Source organism: Paenibacillus sp. FSL R7-0340, assembly GCF_038002205.1.
Lineage (GTDB): Bacteria > Bacillota > Bacilli > Paenibacillales > Paenibacillaceae > Paenibacillus > Paenibacillus polymyxa_B.
Genome location: NZ_JBBOBY010000001.1, coordinates 2,423,046 through 2,437,826, shown reverse-complemented (window position 1 = coordinate 2,437,826; position 14,781 = coordinate 2,423,046). Strand labels below are relative to the sequence as shown.

Sequence of the window (14,781 nt, the reverse complement as noted above, 5' to 3'; positions counted from 1 at the left end):
AAGTTAATTTCCCGCAATCTCAAGAGGCTGTCAACAAGATGAAAAAAAGAACCTTCAAAACCATGAATAAGTGGTTTTGAAGGTTCTTTTTCGTCCAAGCCGTGCTACGCCATTAAGGTTTGCTACGACAAGCTCAACAGTACGGGGTGTTGGCTGTGCAAAGCTTTGCGGACATTATATATTACTGCCGTCCAGGCCCGGCCGGAGTGCAGCTGACATTAGCTGCAGTCAGCTTGTCTTCGATCGCTGCACCAGTGGACATGCCAAAGCAAACCTGAGCGACTGTCGTTGCCTCAGATGCAGTCGTATTCAGCACACGATGCTTGACCCGCAATAACGATTGGGGAGACATGCTGAGTTGGTGTATCCCCAGTTCCAGCCAAAGAGGAACGGACCGTTCATCTCCAGCCATCTCACCACATACACTTACATCAATTCCTGCTTGATGTGCCGCTTGTGCAGTCATGCGCAACATTCGAAGTACAGCTGGATGGTATGGATGGTACATATGTGCAATCTGCTCATTCATACGATCTACAGCCAGCACATACTGAACCAGATCATTCGTTCCGATACTAAAAAAATCTGTTTCAGCTGCCAATAGATCAGCGATCATCGCTGCTGCCGGTACCTCTATCATGATTCCACGCTGAATGTTCGGATTATAGGCAAGCCCTCTTGCATCCAAATCCGCCATAGCCTCCTTCAAAAGAGCATCTGCCTGGCGGACCTCCTCCACGGATGAGATCATCGGATACATTACCTTGATATTTCCCGTTGCACTGGCTCGCAAAATTGCAGTCAACTGGGTTTTAAATAATTCCTTCCAATCCAGACTGATCCGTATAGCACGGTAACCTAGAAAAGGATTTTCTTCCTCTGGTAGTTGAAGATAGTCCAACGGCTTATCTCCACCGATATCCAATGTACGGATGACTACAGAGTGGTTTCCTGCCTTTTCCGCTATCAGCCGATATACTTCATACTGCTCCTCTTCATCTGGAGCAGATTTGCGATCCATGTATAAAAACTCCGTGCGGAACAGTCCCACACCTTGAGCGCCATGCTTCAAAGCTGCCTCCAGCTCTTTAATCGAACTAATATTGGCCGCTAGCCTCAGGGTGGTTCCATCCTTGGTCACGGCATCTACAGAAGCAAGCACCTGAAGCTGCTCTTTTCTGCGTCGCTGCTCGTCACGCAAAATTTTATAATGATCAGTTACCGTTTTTTCCGGATTCACATAAACTTTGCCCAGGTCTCCATCCACAACCATCATATCTCCCGTTTGAACGGGCAAATTCAGATTGCTCTCCAGTCCTGAAACGAGTGGAATACCAAGTGCGCGGGCCATGATCGCAGAATGTGATGTTTTCCCACCATTCATAGTTACAATCCCTAAAACATAGCTAGGATTCAAGTGTGCCGATTGGGAGGGTGAGAGCTCCTTGGCTACCAGAATATAGGGCTGCGTATCCTTGGGAAGAGTCACTTCCGGTGCACCCAGCAAATGCTTGAGCAGCCGGTTTCCCACATCTTTGATATCGATTGCCCGCTCCTTCATATATTCATCATCCAGTAAATCAAACATTGTTACAAAATGATCAATGGCTTCCTTCACGGCCACCTCGGCCGCCTTATACTGACGCTCAATAATTCCGCGAATTTCATTCATGAATTCTGGATCTTCCAATATCGCAAGATGAGCATCAAAAATGCTGGATTCCTCCGGCCCCACCATCTCTCGAAACTCATCCTTAATAAACTGGATCTCACTTTTGGATGTGCGTATCCCTTCATACAACCGTTCAAATTCCTTTGCAAGATCTACCGCATCCATTTTTTGATCAGGTAAATCCCACTCCCAGCTCGGCAGGACAAATGCCTTCCCGATTGCCACACCTGCTGCGGCGCCGATGCCTTCTATCATGTTTCTACCCCTCCAACATTCCTGTCATGCAGCACAACGGACATTACCGAGGCCTGACCTTTTTTCACTGTTTTAAACGGAGCAAAGCTCCACGACTTGACGCGATCCGGATTCGTGATGACCATAGGAGTCACCAGTGATGGAGCTTGCTCTCGCAGCGCCTGCAAATCAAATTTGATCAGCAATTGCCCCGGTTCCACCGTATCGCCTGCTTCTACCATAGCAGTAAAATTTCCTTTTAGCTGTGAAGTATCAATCCCTATGTGGAGCAGAACCTCAAGTCCCTCTCGTGTGGAGATGCCTAAAGCGTGCATAGTCGGATACAAGTGCATCACAGTACCATACACTGGAGACACAAGTTCACCACGTTCAGGAACAAAAGCAACACCGTCCCCGACCAGCTTCGTCGCAAAAATTTTGTCAGGCACTTCATGAATCGGGAGCATTTTTCCATGTACAGGAGCGTTGAACAAAATTTGAGGGAGATCACGCTCCATCAGCTTCGCGATTTCCTCACGAATCAGTTCTGAATACGTTCCGAATACAACCTGCAAATTACCTCCACCCAGATTGATAAGCCCGGCCGATCCCAAAGCCTTCATCGCTCCGGTATCGATCAGTCTGTCATTGTGGACGGTCAGCCGCAAACGTGTGATGCAGGCCTCCACCTGCACAATATTTTCCTTCCCGCCAAGTGCTTCCAAAATAAGCGGAGCACTATAAGGAATATTGCCGGCCCAATCCTCCAGAACCGAACCTTCCTCGCGCCCAGGAGTTGGAATACGGAACCGCCGGATAGCCCATCGAAACAGTACATAATACACAAGCCCATACGCCACTCCCACTGGAATTAACAACCAGGCGTTATGTGAGAGATGAAAATTAAGGACATAATCTATAAAACCCGCCGAATAGGAAAATCCGTGATGAATATCCAGCTCAAAGGTAAGCCACATGGCCAGCCCAGACATAACCGCATGAACGAGGAACAAATAAGGTGCTGCAAACAAAAAGGCGAACTCGATCTGTTCCGACACTCCGGTAAAAAAGCAGACAAGCGCAGCCGTCAAAAATGTTTTTTGCACCTTTGGCTTCAAATCTTCACGTGCTTCCTGAATGATCGCCAGCGCAATGGCAGGGATCGCAAACATCATAATGGGGAACAACCCGGACATGAAATAGCCCGCTGTCGGATCGCCAGCAAAAAACCGGGGTAAATCTCCCTGCACAACGTTGCCAGACGGCGTTTTATATGTACCCAGTTGAAACCAAAAAATATTATTAAGCAGATGGTGCAGACCAAAGGCCGCCAGCAACCGATATAGAATACCGTAGATAAACAGTCCAAAGCCGCCCAAGCTCGATTCCAGACCTACTATAAATTGCAGCCCTCTCTGTATGAGTGGGGCAATAATTAGCATGAGTCCTGCAAACACAGCCGAGAAGAGGCCAATAAGCAGCAGAACAAATCGGGTACCCCCAAAAAACTGAAGCACCTCGGGCAATTTGATGCTTTTGAAGCGATTATAAGCCACCCCTGAAATGACCCCCAAAATGATACCAATGAGCGTCGCCGGTTGAATGAGTCCGTTTCCAAATCTCAATGTGACCTGATCATATATAGCCATACCAGCTAATGCTGCCAGTCCCGCCTGACCTGCCTGATTCGACATCCCCAGTGCAACACCAACCGCAAATAAATATGGCAAAAAATAAAAAATCCCATGTCCCGCCGCATTTGCCATATCAGACACCATAGGGAATCCCCATGTGGACCAAGGAAGGCTGCCGAGACTTAGCAATATTGCAGCGGCTGGTAGCACCATCGTCGGGAGCATGACAGCACGACCGAGCTGTTGTAAGGATCCGAGCCAATTCATGGCATTCCTCTCCTTTCTATCCCTGATGGTAAGCCGAATAAATACTTTTGTCAAAGCAATGATTCCATCTGCCAAAATATTTATTTACGCTTCTACAGGTCAAAAAACTTTATCACCACAACAGATAACACTATGAATCCGTCTAGACCATTTTCATCATCAGGCATACATACATTATATGGATTGCTAAAAGTATAATATACTTTACCATATTCCTCATTTCGCACCAAAAACCTTCAACCCTGTGAAGCAAGGGAAGAAGGTTTTCATGTGCGTATAGCACGGGTCACTGATCCTTGTTTATCCTTTACGTACAGCCTGGGTCACTGAGTCCTCCACCTTAATGCAACGATCCATAATAACCGTCATTCCATGCTCCTGCGCAATGTCAGCGGCTTCCTGGCTTATAATCCCCTGTTGAAGCCACAAAATCTTAGCTCCAATAGCTGCTGCTTCACGCGCAACCTCTGCACAGTATTCACTGCGGCGGAATACATTGACCAGCTCCACAGGCTCAGGTACTTCAGCAAGACTGGCATAACAAGTCTCCCCAAGAATCGTTTGCCCTGCCGCCGCAGGGTTAACCGGAATAATCCGGTATCCCCGCTTCTGCATGGCATAAGAAACCATATAAGAGGTTCGATCTGATTTATCAGACAAACCAACAACCGCAATATTGCCTACTTGTTCCAAAATGGTTTTAATCTCTTCTCTCGACGGATTTTCAAAAGCCATCCTGTTCCCTCCTATTCGCATCTTCGTTTGCTTTTATTTTACCCATTCTACAGAAGCACCAAGCGTCGTTAGATGATCAAAATACTGCGGATACGATTTGGCGACATGATGTGCATCCTTGATCACTAACGGCTTCTGTGAACGCAAACCTACAATCGTCAAGGCCATAATAACACGGTGATCAAAATGCGCGTTAATTTCCACGCCACCTTCGACACCCTCCGGTCTGCCATGTACGATAATTTCCGCTTGGCGTTCTTCTACCCGAGCTCCAGCCTTGGTCAGCTCATTCAAATAATCGGTAATGCGGTCGCATTCCTTATACCGTAAATTCTCCACGTTATAAAAGCGGGACGTGCCTTCAGCAAATACAGCCGCAGCCACCATAGCAAGCACAGCGTCTGTTGCAGCATCACCGTCAAACTCGACAGCTTTCAATCGGCCATTGCCCTTCACGACAACGGTATCGTTCTCATGTGTCAGTGGCACTTCCATCATACGCAACACATCTACGATAGCGCGTTCTCCCTGTTTGCTCTGCTCTTTAAGACGATGAATGGTAACATCAGAATTCGTTACTGCAGCAGCCGCTAGCACCGCTGCACTCCCTGGATAGTCTCCCTGTACAGTATACGTACGTGGCTGATAGGATTGCCGCCCCGGGACACGGAAAGACATGTAATCATCCCTTGCATGAATGATAATACCAGCCTCTTGCAATACCTCCAGGGTCTGCCCAATGACCACCTTGGATTTCAAATCATGCAGCACTTCGATTTCACTGTCTTCCTCCAGTAAAGGCGTAAGGAATAGCAAGGCGCTCAAATATTGTGAGCTAACCGAGCCGGACACCTGAATTTTACCGCCTTTCGCCTGACCACCCTGAATACGAATTGGCAACTTACCTTCACGATGATCTACTTTCACACCCAGTTGCCCCAGTGCATCGATTAGATCATCATGTGGTCTCTTACCCAATGAGTCGGGATATGTATTAACAAATGTAACATCCGGACATAGAGATGCAATACCCATCAAAAAACGGAGCACCGCTCCTGCGTTTCCCACATTCAATTCCTTCACAGCTTGAGGATGGCTACCAAAACCTGTAATAACTATTTTTTCATCATCCTCTTCCAGTACTGCACCCAGATCGGCGATACAACGACGCATAGCATCACTGTCTTCACTATGGGCTGGATAATAAATGGTACTTTGTCCCTCAGCAAGTGCCGCAGTGAGCAGATAACGAGTAGTGTAGTTTTTGGAGGACAGGGCCCCAATCTCTCCTTGCAAGGAAGGGGTAGGTCTAACGATAACATCCATAATGTACATGCTCCTTTTCGGTTCAAACCATCCTATTTTACGTTAATTATACAAGTTGTAGCATTCATTTCTCCACCCAAAAAATAAGAAATATTAATCTAGGTCGCCCGAGTGAATCCCGTCGGCTAATTAATCTATACCTGCCTTTAGGATTAAGCCGATTGACAGCCTAGAGATAGCTTAGCTATCATACATAGAGTGTGTGTGACATTTTGCACACGTCAAAAATATACGTAGCACCCATTATTTATCAGAAAAGAGGTCCGGCCATGACGCAAATCGCCCTGATTGAACCTTCTGAGTTGCGCGCACGTCTGCAAGCAGGAGAGCAATTGCAATTAATCGACGTCCGCGAAGCGGAAGAAGTAGCGGAAGGCATGATTGAAGGTGCCAAGCACATTCCGCTCGGACAGCTTCCGGGTCGTCTTGAAGAAATTGAACGCACCGGTGAAATTATCTTTATTTGCCGGAGCGGTTATCGCAGTGAACGAGCCTGCGAATATCTACAGCAGCTAGGTTATGAAGGCTGTACTAACATGACCGGCGGCATGCTGCAATGGTCACAGGAGCAATAGAAAACCTACTTAACAAAAGAGACGAGAACTTCCCGTCTCTTTTGTTTTAACTCAAAGCTTAGACGCGGTAATGCATTAAAATATTCTGTCCCTATCATACCATAGCCTCAAAAGATTACACAATCCTCTACTACCCTAGAATGATATCCATAATTAAAAATTAAAAACGGAAGCTTCTTCTACCCATAGGGCAAAAAAGCTTCCGTTGTATTACATAATGCTATTCATACATATCCGTCCGTTCATTAGAACCATTGATGATGGAATACGCCTTCTTTGTCCACACGTTTGAACGTATGGGCACCGAAGTAGTCACGTTGTGCTTGCAGCAGATTTGCTGGCAAACGCTCAGTGCGGTAGCTGTCATAGTATGCAAGCGCGCTGGAGAAGCCAGGCACTGGAATACCTTGAGATACAGCCACGGAAATCACTTGACGCCATGCATCTTGATACGTTTCAACTACATTTTTGAAGTAAGAATCCAGTAACAGGTTTTTCAAGGCAGGGTCGCGGTCATATGCATCCTTGATGTTTTGCAGGAATTGCGAGCGGATAATGCAACCGCCGCGGAAGATCATAGCGATTTTTCCGTATTTCAAATCCCAATCATATTCATCGGAAGCTGCACGCATTTGAGCGAAACCTTGAGCATAGGACACAATTTTACTTGCAAACAGTGCTTTACGTACGCTCTCGATAAATTCTTTTTTGTCGCCGCTGAAGGACTCAGCATTAGGACCGCTCAGCACTTTGCTTGCCGCAATGCGCTCGTCTTTCATAGCAGACAAGAAGCGGGAGAATACGGATTCGGTAATCATGGACAATGGCACACCCAGATCCAAAGCGCTTTGGCTTGTCCATTTACCTGTACCTTTTTGACCAGCAGCATCCAAGATAACGTCTACCATTGGCTTGCCTGTTTCAGCATCGTATTGGGAGAAGATGTCAGCTGTAATTTCGATCAGGTAGCTGTCCAGTTCCCCTTTATTCCATTCCGTGAAGATTTCATGAAGCTCTTCCGCATTCACGTTCAGGACTGATTTTAACAGGTGATAAGCTTCACCGATCAATTGCATGTCGCCGTACTCGATACCGTTATGCACCATTTTTACATAGTGACCAGCACCGTCGGGACCGATATATGTACAGCATGGGTCGCCTTCCACTTTGGCAGAGATTGCCGTCAGAATCGGCTCTACCAGTTTATAGGCACTTTCTTGTCCACCCGGCATAATAGCAGGACCATTCAAGGCACCTTCTTCACCACCGGATACGCCTGTACCAATAAAGCGAAGTCCTTTTTCCTCCAGCTCCTTGCTGCGGCGCTGTGTATCAGGGAAGTAGGCATTGCCTCCGTCTATAATAATGTCGCCCTTGTCCAGATGAGGCACAAGCTGTTCAATCGTGGCATCTGTAGCTTTACCAGCTTGAACCATGATCAGGATTTTACGGGGTGACTCCAATGAGTTCACAAATTCTTCAATAGAGAAAGTACCCGTCAGTTTTTTACCTTCTGCTTCTTTGATAAGATCGTGCGTTTTTTCTGGAGAGCGATTAAAAACCGAGACGGTGAAGCCTCTGCTCTCAATATTAAGGGCTAAATTCTTACCCATTACCGCCAGGCCGATCACACCAATTTGCTGTTTTGCCATCTGGTTCCTCATCCTTTGCAACATATTTTGTCTTCTACATCGCCGCTTTACCGCATTACACTTTATGTGAATCGGAACACGTGCACTTCTATTTTAACGTTTTTGGTGTCAGAAGTGAACCCCTGTCTATTCACAGATCAAAACACCCCATTTTCATGAGGTGTTCAGATGTATTACACTTCCATCATCAGCAGTTGGTGGGATAGCGTTTGCAGGCGTTCATGGCAATTCCCGATTTTAGCCTTATCTCCGTCTGTCATCGCTGTGAACAGTTTCTCCAATTCATCGTCTACTTCCATTTTGAGCAGCAGCAGCCGGGTTTCCCCTTCTTTGGAAGCGTACATATCCTCCATTTCCTGTGCGGACAGCACCGGTCCTTTCTGATAAATGACACGCTGCTTAAAGCCTGTAACCTCGACCAGACGAATAACCTCACCGAACAAAATATTTTCTACTAAAATATGATGATCCTTAACTCTTTTGACAATGGCATGACCTCGGGTGCTTCCAATCAGCTTCTCCAACCACTCAGCCAGCTTGGCATCGCGGATTACATAATCTCCAGCCAACTTGTAGTGTCCTGTGCGCAGCTGTTGAAAACGGAGCTTCACCAGCTTGCGCCCGGTTCTCACCGACAAAACCAGGTACGACTCATCCTCGCTCCAGTACAGCGAATACCCTTCCGATATCAAATCCTTGATCAGATTATGGATATGCCGACGGCTAAACCGGAGCTCTAGATTGCAATATTCTACCTCACAGCCCTTGTTCACGGCATTCCCTCCTTTTTCAAGTCCGATTCAAGAAGTCCGGCTACAGCAAGCCTGCGGCTTTCCCGCTTGATCTTCCCTTGCTCTATTTTATACTTCATTTTATGTAAGGGTACTTGGTTATTTGACCTATTTTTATGAGTAACAGCGCACAATCCTACTTTTGCCTTATATGCTTGTTTCAAACCTGGTCTAAAGTCGGCCACGCCCGGCGGCATTATGCTATAATCGGACATATTACGCCACACGACATGGCTTAACCCAGTTACAGGAGGAAAAGGAATGACATTTAGTGGATTTACTGCAAAGGACTTCGATGTTTTTGAAATACCGGGGTTGGAGCCTCGTATGGAAGTGCTGATTCAGCAGGTTCGGCCCAAGCTGGAGGCAATTGGCGAGGAATTGGCCCCGTTCCTGACAGACTTATGTGGGGAGCCTATGCACGTTCACGTTGCCAAGCATGCACGACGGAAAGTCAATCCCCCCAAAGATACTTGGGTTGCCTGGGCGGCAAACAAGCGCGGATACAAGGCGCTGCCGCATTTTGAGGTAGGCATGTTCGCTTCCCATCTTTTCGTCATCTTCGCAATTATTTATGAAAGCCCGAACAAAGCTACATTTGCCCAGGCGCTCGAAGCCAACCTGAGTGATGTACGTTCTAACCTACCGGATCATTTTTACTGGTCCATGGATCATATGGCTCCAGAAGGCACAGAACAACAACATATGGCTAATGAAGATTTTCAAACGATCATCCACAAGCTGCAACAGGTAAAAAAAGCGGAGGTCATGTGTGGAATCCGTATTGACCGAGAAGATCCACTCGCCAGCGACGGGGCTGCATTATTACAGGCTGTGCGTTCTACCTTTGAGCATTTACTGCCGCTGTACCGAATGTCTTTCTCGAAAGAGTAGCCCTCGCCGCTTTTCAAGGTGCTGTTCAGGCCTCCACAGTCTTCCTGCGTGGATTACGCGCCAGAGCCAGGTGGCAGCCAAACATGAGCAGCATCACGACCCCACTGATGATAAATGGTGCTGTGTGTCCGGCACGGTCCCATAGCACTCCTGAAACGAGCGGGCCTATAACCATGCCGGAGCCTTGAAGTGTTAAAAAAAAGCCCCATACCGTTGCTCGCTCGCTTTCCGGAATCAGTCGGGCAAGAAATGTGTTCCATGCAGGCAAAATGAGCGCATATCCCAAACCAATAAGCGCTACGGATACAAATACCAGCGGAATAGAGCGAACGATTGAAAAGAGAAACAGTGTAATTCCGGCTAGCAAAAAACCAACATGTAGAAAATACTCCGTTCCAAGTCGGTCGACCAACTTGCCGCAAGGGATCAGTGCCAGCACAGTCACCCCACCGCCTGCAATCAGGAGGACGCTGTACAGGTTTGGTGAAATCCCGAGGTCCGTCCGAGCGTATAGCGTCAGTACCGGGCTGATTAAACCGATAACAAAAGACTGCAAAAACAGCGCCGGGTAAATTAACGGATTGACGTTAAGCTTTGTTTTGAGCACGCCAATCGTCTCCTGGATTCCTTTCAGAACTCCCCGCTTCTGCTTTATGTGCCCATCAGACGACACTAGAGCGCTCTGTTCGAGGTCACCTTTGTTAGCAGACCTTTTCGGTCCTGGCAGCATGAGAGCAACCAACAACAATACAACACTGCATCCTATCAAAATCATGAACACCATGCCGTAAGAATGCCCATAGTGGGATATGGCGAAGTTCATAATGAGCGGACCCAATCCCGTTCCGCCCATAGACGCAATTTCCAGTGTGCCCATCGCCGCGCCATTGCTGTTATTAGGCCCGGACATTTCGGTCGTTCCGGTCATAACACAAGGCCAGAGCGGAGAAGTACCCAGACCGAGCAGCAGACACGCGACGACGAGCCACACGGGCTCTGACAGTACGCTCAGCATAATAATAGCTACAAGCGTAAACAACAGTGCGGTCGACATCGTTCCACGGTAACCAAGCCGTTCAGCCATCCAGCCCGCCGGTGCCCGGAACGCATTGTCTCCAAAATATTGAAGTGAAAAGGCTAAACCAATAATCCCGGCTGACAAACCAAGCGTTTCTCCCATATATACCGGAAGGATGGATACCAGAAGAGATCCTTTCATAAATTCGACTAGAAATACCAAAACCCACAATTTGCTAAAAAAAGGAGTCCACAGCCGCTGCGGAGCTTCTTTTCGTCCTTTTTGCCACATCTAATCCACATCCTCCACCTTCGTTTTTTGGCTATAAAGACCGGGTTCTCCGCCTACTCCACTCTTTCGCAAATAAATGCGCCCTCAATCGCTTGCATTCCTACTTCAAACTGCTATACTCAATTTTGTTCTATTATCACTTGCACAGGATTGTCGAAATCCTGCACGAAAGGTTGTGACAACACTAATGAATCAAAGCAACACCCCGCTTTTTACTGCTTTGAAGAAGCACGCTCAGAGCAACCCGGTTCAATTTCACATCCCAGGTCATAAAAAGGGAGTCGGAGCAGATCCGGAATTTCGCGAATTTATGGGGGATAATGCCTTTTCCATAGATATGATCAACATCGCTCCATTGGACGATCTGCATCAACCAACAGGTGTCATCGAAGAAGCCCAAAAGCTTGCAGCAGATGCCTTCGGAGCAGATTATACTTACTACAGTGTACAGGGGACAAGCGGAGCCATCATCACCATGATTATGTCCATTTGCTTGCCAGGTGATAAAATTATTGTACCCAGAAACGTACACAAATCTATAATGTCTGCCATTATCTTTGCTGGTGCAAAACCAGTATTCATTTCTCCAGTCAGTGATGAAAATCTCGGTATTCACCACGGGGTTACAACCAAGTCCGTACGCCGGGCATTGGAACGCCACCCTGACGCCAAGGGCGTCCTTGTTATCAACCCGACATATTACGGTGTGTGCGCCGACTTAAAAGAAATTGTAGATCTCGCTCACAGCTATAATGTGCCGGTCCTGGTCGATGAGGCTCACGGGGTACTGATTCATTTTCATCCTGATCTACCGATGTCCGCCATGGAGGCGGGAGCAGACATGTCAGCTACAAGTGTCCACAAGCTGGGCGGTTCCTTGACACAAAGCTCGATCTTGAATGTAAATACGAAAAACGGATACGTTAACCCACAACGTGTACAAACGATTTTCAGTATGCTGACAACGACATCCACTTCGTATCTCCTGTTGGCTTCCTTGGACACATCCCGACGCAACCTGGCACTTAACGGTCATGAAATAGCACAACGCGCCCTTGATTTGGCTGAATATTGCCGCTCAGAGGTTAACAAGATTGAAGGACTATATTGCTTTGGTAGTGAAATTCTCGGCACGGAAGCTACCTACGATTATGATCCAACCAAAATTACGGTTCATATCCGCCATTTAGGTCTTACCGGATACGATGTGGAAAATTGGCTGAGAGATCACTACAATATCGAGGTTGAGCTTAGCGATATGTACAATATTCTCTGTTTGGTGACCCCTGGTGATACCAAAGAGGAAATTGAAATTTTGTTGAAAGCTCTGCGTGAGCTGGCTTCTCTGCACTATTCCACAGGTCAGGAGCATGAGCTGGTTGTAAAGATACCGGATATCCCTCAGCTCTCCCTCATTCCAAGAGACGCTTTTTATGGAGATACGGAAATCGTGCCTTTCAAGGAATCTGCTGGCCGCATTATTGCAGAATTCATTTATGTGTATCCACCTGGTATTCCGATCTTACTGCCAGGAGAAGTTATTTCGCAGGACAATATTGATTATATTGTTGATCATGTAGAAGTAGGCCTGCCTGTTAAAGGACCTGAGGACCGAACAGTACATCAGGTGAAGGTTATCGTCGAGACTGACGCTATTTCATAATATTGAACTGTCAACACATGCTTACAAAATATGTTGATAGCCAACAAAAAAAGCCCCCATTTGGGGGCTTTTTTCTTGAAGAGCTATGCAGCTGCTACATCCAATTCTATTCGTATTGGGCAACAAGCTCGCTATATGCGGCTTCTACACGTTTCCACTCATCTTCGTCCTCAATATTGTAAAGCACCATTTCTTCGTTTTCTTCTTCCATACGAAGAATAATGCCATCCGCTTCGGGATTGCCTCGCTCAAGCAGAAGAGCATAAACGTGATCTTCTACGTCAAAGGTCTCTACAAGCACCATTTCTACATCTTTACCATTTTCATCAGTTAGCGTAAGAACCATTTCTTCATGTTCGTGGTCATGATCGTGGTTGCAGGCTTCACCGTGTTCATGTTTGTGATCACTCATGGAAATACCTACCTTCAAATTGTTTTATTTTCCCCCGTATCGTAACATGATCAAGGGTGCAGGTCAATTTGTGGTATGCCTAATTTATCGCTGTAATGACTTTTTCGGACACCAGGGTATAGCTGCCGTCTTTGCTCTCTTTAATGTAGAAACCAACCCGGTAATTCCCTGCTGTTTTGAAATCATACGTAAAGTCGTTCGTACGGAACCAGAAGTTATCCTTTTGCGCTCCTTTGATATCTTGAGACTGAATATCCTTCACGTTGCCTGAAGGGTCGGTGATCGCTACCTTCACTCCGGAGATATCTGTTTTCAAGGTATCAATTTGACTGAATACATTAAATTTCACTTTATTGCCTTTATTCACGTTACCAAACACCGTATCTCCCTTGAACAGGAACATATGCACGTTAGGCTGGTCGAAAACAACTTTTCCACCGGATGGATCAAAATTTACAAGTCCGTTAAAATCACGGATGGGCACATAGGTTTTCCCATCAATGACAACTGCGCCATCTTTTGACACTTCTCCATTAATAATCAACTGCACTTGGTCCTTGGCGGATTCCGCCGAAATGGCGGTCCCTCCCATTATTGAAAAGGCCATCACTAGGGCCATCACTTTTCTCCATTTCATCACTACTAATCCCTCCATCGTTATCTGTTTAAAACCTTCTGTCGTACATTTATACCTAGCTCAGCCGCACAAGTTGCGCTGTGTTTCACAAATTGTCCAAAGTTTTTACATAAGGAGCCAAATCTTTAGTTCCAGCAGCATAGGTGATAAAATACGACTGTAGAATGTCCTAGTACACAAAGTCCGGAGGGATAATCCATAATGAGCCTAACGATACAAATGCTTGGCACAGGCAGTGCCTTTGCCAAGCATTATTACAACAACAACGCGCTGCTGGACAGCGGAGAAGGCAAACTGCTGATCGATTGCGGTACAACCGCTTCTTTAGCATTACACCAAATGGGCGTCCCTTTGCCTGATATTGGCGCAATTTTAATCACACATATTCACGCAGATCATGTCGGAGGTTTGGAGGAATTCGGTTTTCAAATGAACATTCTCCATCGTCGCAAGCCTCTACTTTATATCGCCGAACCACTAATCCACCCTTTGTGGGAACATACGCTCAAGGGCGGAATGTCACAGCAAGGTATGATTGACAAGCTTGAAGATGTATTCGAGGTAAACGTAATAACGCCTGGTGTACCCACTACATTAGTATCGGGTATCCAGGTGGAGCTAATCCCTACAAGGCATATTCCGGGTAAAAACAGTTATTCCATATTCATTAATGACCGCCTTTTTTATAGTGCAGATATGGTTTTTGACCCTGATTTGCTTCATCATCTGGTGCATGAACGAGGATGTCGGGGTATTCTGCATGAGGTTCAATTACAAGGCGCTGGAGAAGTCCATACGACGTTGGACGAGCTGCTAAGCTTGGCGCCATCTCTTCAAGAGCGGATTCATCTGATGCACTATAGTGATGATATGGAACAATTCAGGGAGAAGGCAGGAGTCATGTCCTTTCTAGAGCAGCAACGAGTATATCAACTTACAGAGTTGGAACGTGCAGAGTAGCATGCTAAATACAGTTTGAA

Annotated in this window: 13 protein-coding genes; 4 read left to right on the top strand and 9 right to left on the bottom strand. The window is 46.6% G+C overall.

What is annotated here, in order from left to right; genetic code table 11:
- Positions 1 to 181: 181 nt before the first annotated feature.
- The 4 genes from ptsP to aroA form a co-directional block, all read right to left on the bottom strand.
- A complete protein-coding gene (gene ptsP / locus MKX59_RS10680; RefSeq protein WP_023989336.1) occupies positions 182 to 1,927 on the bottom strand; it encodes a phosphoenolpyruvate--protein phosphotransferase in 1,746 nt (581 codons plus the stop codon).
- Complete coding sequence (locus tag MKX59_RS10675; RefSeq protein WP_023989337.1) at positions 1,924 to 3,807, bottom strand: glucose PTS transporter subunit IIA; 1,884 nt, start codon at positions 3,805 to 3,807, stop codon at positions 1,924 to 1,926. Before MKX59_RS10675 ends, ptsP begins: the two co-directional genes overlap by 4 nt.
- A 300-nt stretch (positions 3,808 to 4,107) precedes the next feature.
- Positions 4,108 to 4,542 carry a CoA-binding protein gene (locus MKX59_RS10670; RefSeq protein ID WP_013310932.1) on the bottom strand — a complete coding sequence of 145 codons (435 nt, stop codon included), beginning with the start codon at positions 4,540 to 4,542 and terminating at the stop codon, positions 4,108 to 4,110.
- 33 nt (positions 4,543 to 4,575) lie between these two features.
- Positions 4,576 to 5,868 carry a 3-phosphoshikimate 1-carboxyvinyltransferase gene (gene aroA / locus MKX59_RS10665; protein ID WP_053325724.1) on the bottom strand — a complete coding sequence of 431 codons (1,293 nt, stop codon included), beginning with the start codon at positions 5,866 to 5,868 and terminating at the stop codon, positions 4,576 to 4,578.
- 269 nt (positions 5,869 to 6,137) lie between these two features.
- On the opposite strand from aroA, the gene MKX59_RS10660 reads away from it, so the two are divergent.
- Positions 6,138 to 6,443: a rhodanese-like domain-containing protein gene (locus MKX59_RS10660; protein WP_010345522.1), complete on the top strand. Its 306-nt coding sequence runs from the start codon at positions 6,138 to 6,140 to the stop codon at positions 6,441 to 6,443.
- A 245-nt stretch (positions 6,444 to 6,688) separates the two neighbouring features.
- Here the strand turns inward: MKX59_RS10660 and gndA are convergent, their stop codons facing one another.
- Together gndA and MKX59_RS10650 are read right to left on the bottom strand one after the other, a co-directional pair.
- Entirely contained in the window at positions 6,689 to 8,095 is a 1,407-nt protein-coding gene (gene gndA, locus MKX59_RS10655; RefSeq protein WP_013310934.1) for an NADP-dependent phosphogluconate dehydrogenase, read from the bottom strand.
- 173 nt (positions 8,096 to 8,268) lie between these two features.
- Positions 8,269 to 8,868 carry a hypothetical protein gene (locus tag MKX59_RS10650; protein ID WP_340858420.1) on the bottom strand — a complete coding sequence of 200 codons (600 nt, stop codon included), beginning with the start codon at positions 8,866 to 8,868 and terminating at the stop codon, positions 8,269 to 8,271.
- A gap of 279 nt (positions 8,869 to 9,147) precedes the next feature.
- Between MKX59_RS10650 and MKX59_RS10645 the strand changes: the two genes are divergently transcribed.
- Positions 9,148 to 9,780 carry a YktB family protein gene (locus MKX59_RS10645; protein ID WP_340858419.1) on the top strand — a complete coding sequence of 211 codons (633 nt, stop codon included), beginning with the start codon at positions 9,148 to 9,150 and terminating at the stop codon, positions 9,778 to 9,780.
- Between the two features lie 25 nt (positions 9,781 to 9,805).
- Here MKX59_RS10645 and MKX59_RS10640 read toward each other — a convergent pair whose 3' ends face one another.
- The gene (locus MKX59_RS10640; RefSeq protein WP_023989342.1) at positions 9,806 to 11,089 is read right to left on the bottom strand and encodes an MFS transporter; all 1,284 of its coding nucleotides are present in this window, start codon (positions 11,087 to 11,089) and stop codon (positions 9,806 to 9,808) included.
- A 187-nt stretch (positions 11,090 to 11,276) separates the two neighbouring features.
- On the opposite strand from MKX59_RS10640, the gene MKX59_RS10635 reads away from it, so the two are divergent.
- Positions 11,277 to 12,752, top strand: a complete 1,476-nt coding sequence (locus tag MKX59_RS10635; RefSeq protein WP_013310938.1) for an aminotransferase class I/II-fold pyridoxal phosphate-dependent enzyme — start codon at positions 11,277 to 11,279, stop codon at positions 12,750 to 12,752.
- A 106-nt stretch (positions 12,753 to 12,858) separates the two neighbouring features.
- On the opposite strand, the gene MKX59_RS10630 is transcribed toward MKX59_RS10635, so the two are convergent.
- Positions 12,859 to 13,164 (bottom strand): DUF1292 domain-containing protein, encoded by a 306-nt coding sequence (locus MKX59_RS10630; RefSeq protein ID WP_007431055.1) that lies wholly within the window; start codon positions 13,162 to 13,164, stop codon positions 12,859 to 12,861.
- Between the two features lie 79 nt (positions 13,165 to 13,243).
- Positions 13,244 to 13,801 (bottom strand): hypothetical protein, encoded by a 558-nt coding sequence (locus MKX59_RS10625; protein ID WP_023989343.1) that lies wholly within the window; start codon positions 13,799 to 13,801, stop codon positions 13,244 to 13,246.
- 201 nt (positions 13,802 to 14,002) lie between these two features.
- On the opposite strand from MKX59_RS10625, the gene MKX59_RS10620 reads away from it, so the two are divergent.
- A complete protein-coding gene (locus MKX59_RS10620) occupies positions 14,003 to 14,761 on the top strand; it encodes an MBL fold metallo-hydrolase (RefSeq protein ID WP_028540538.1) in 759 nt (252 codons plus the stop codon).
- Positions 14,762 to 14,781 lie beyond the last annotated feature (20 nt).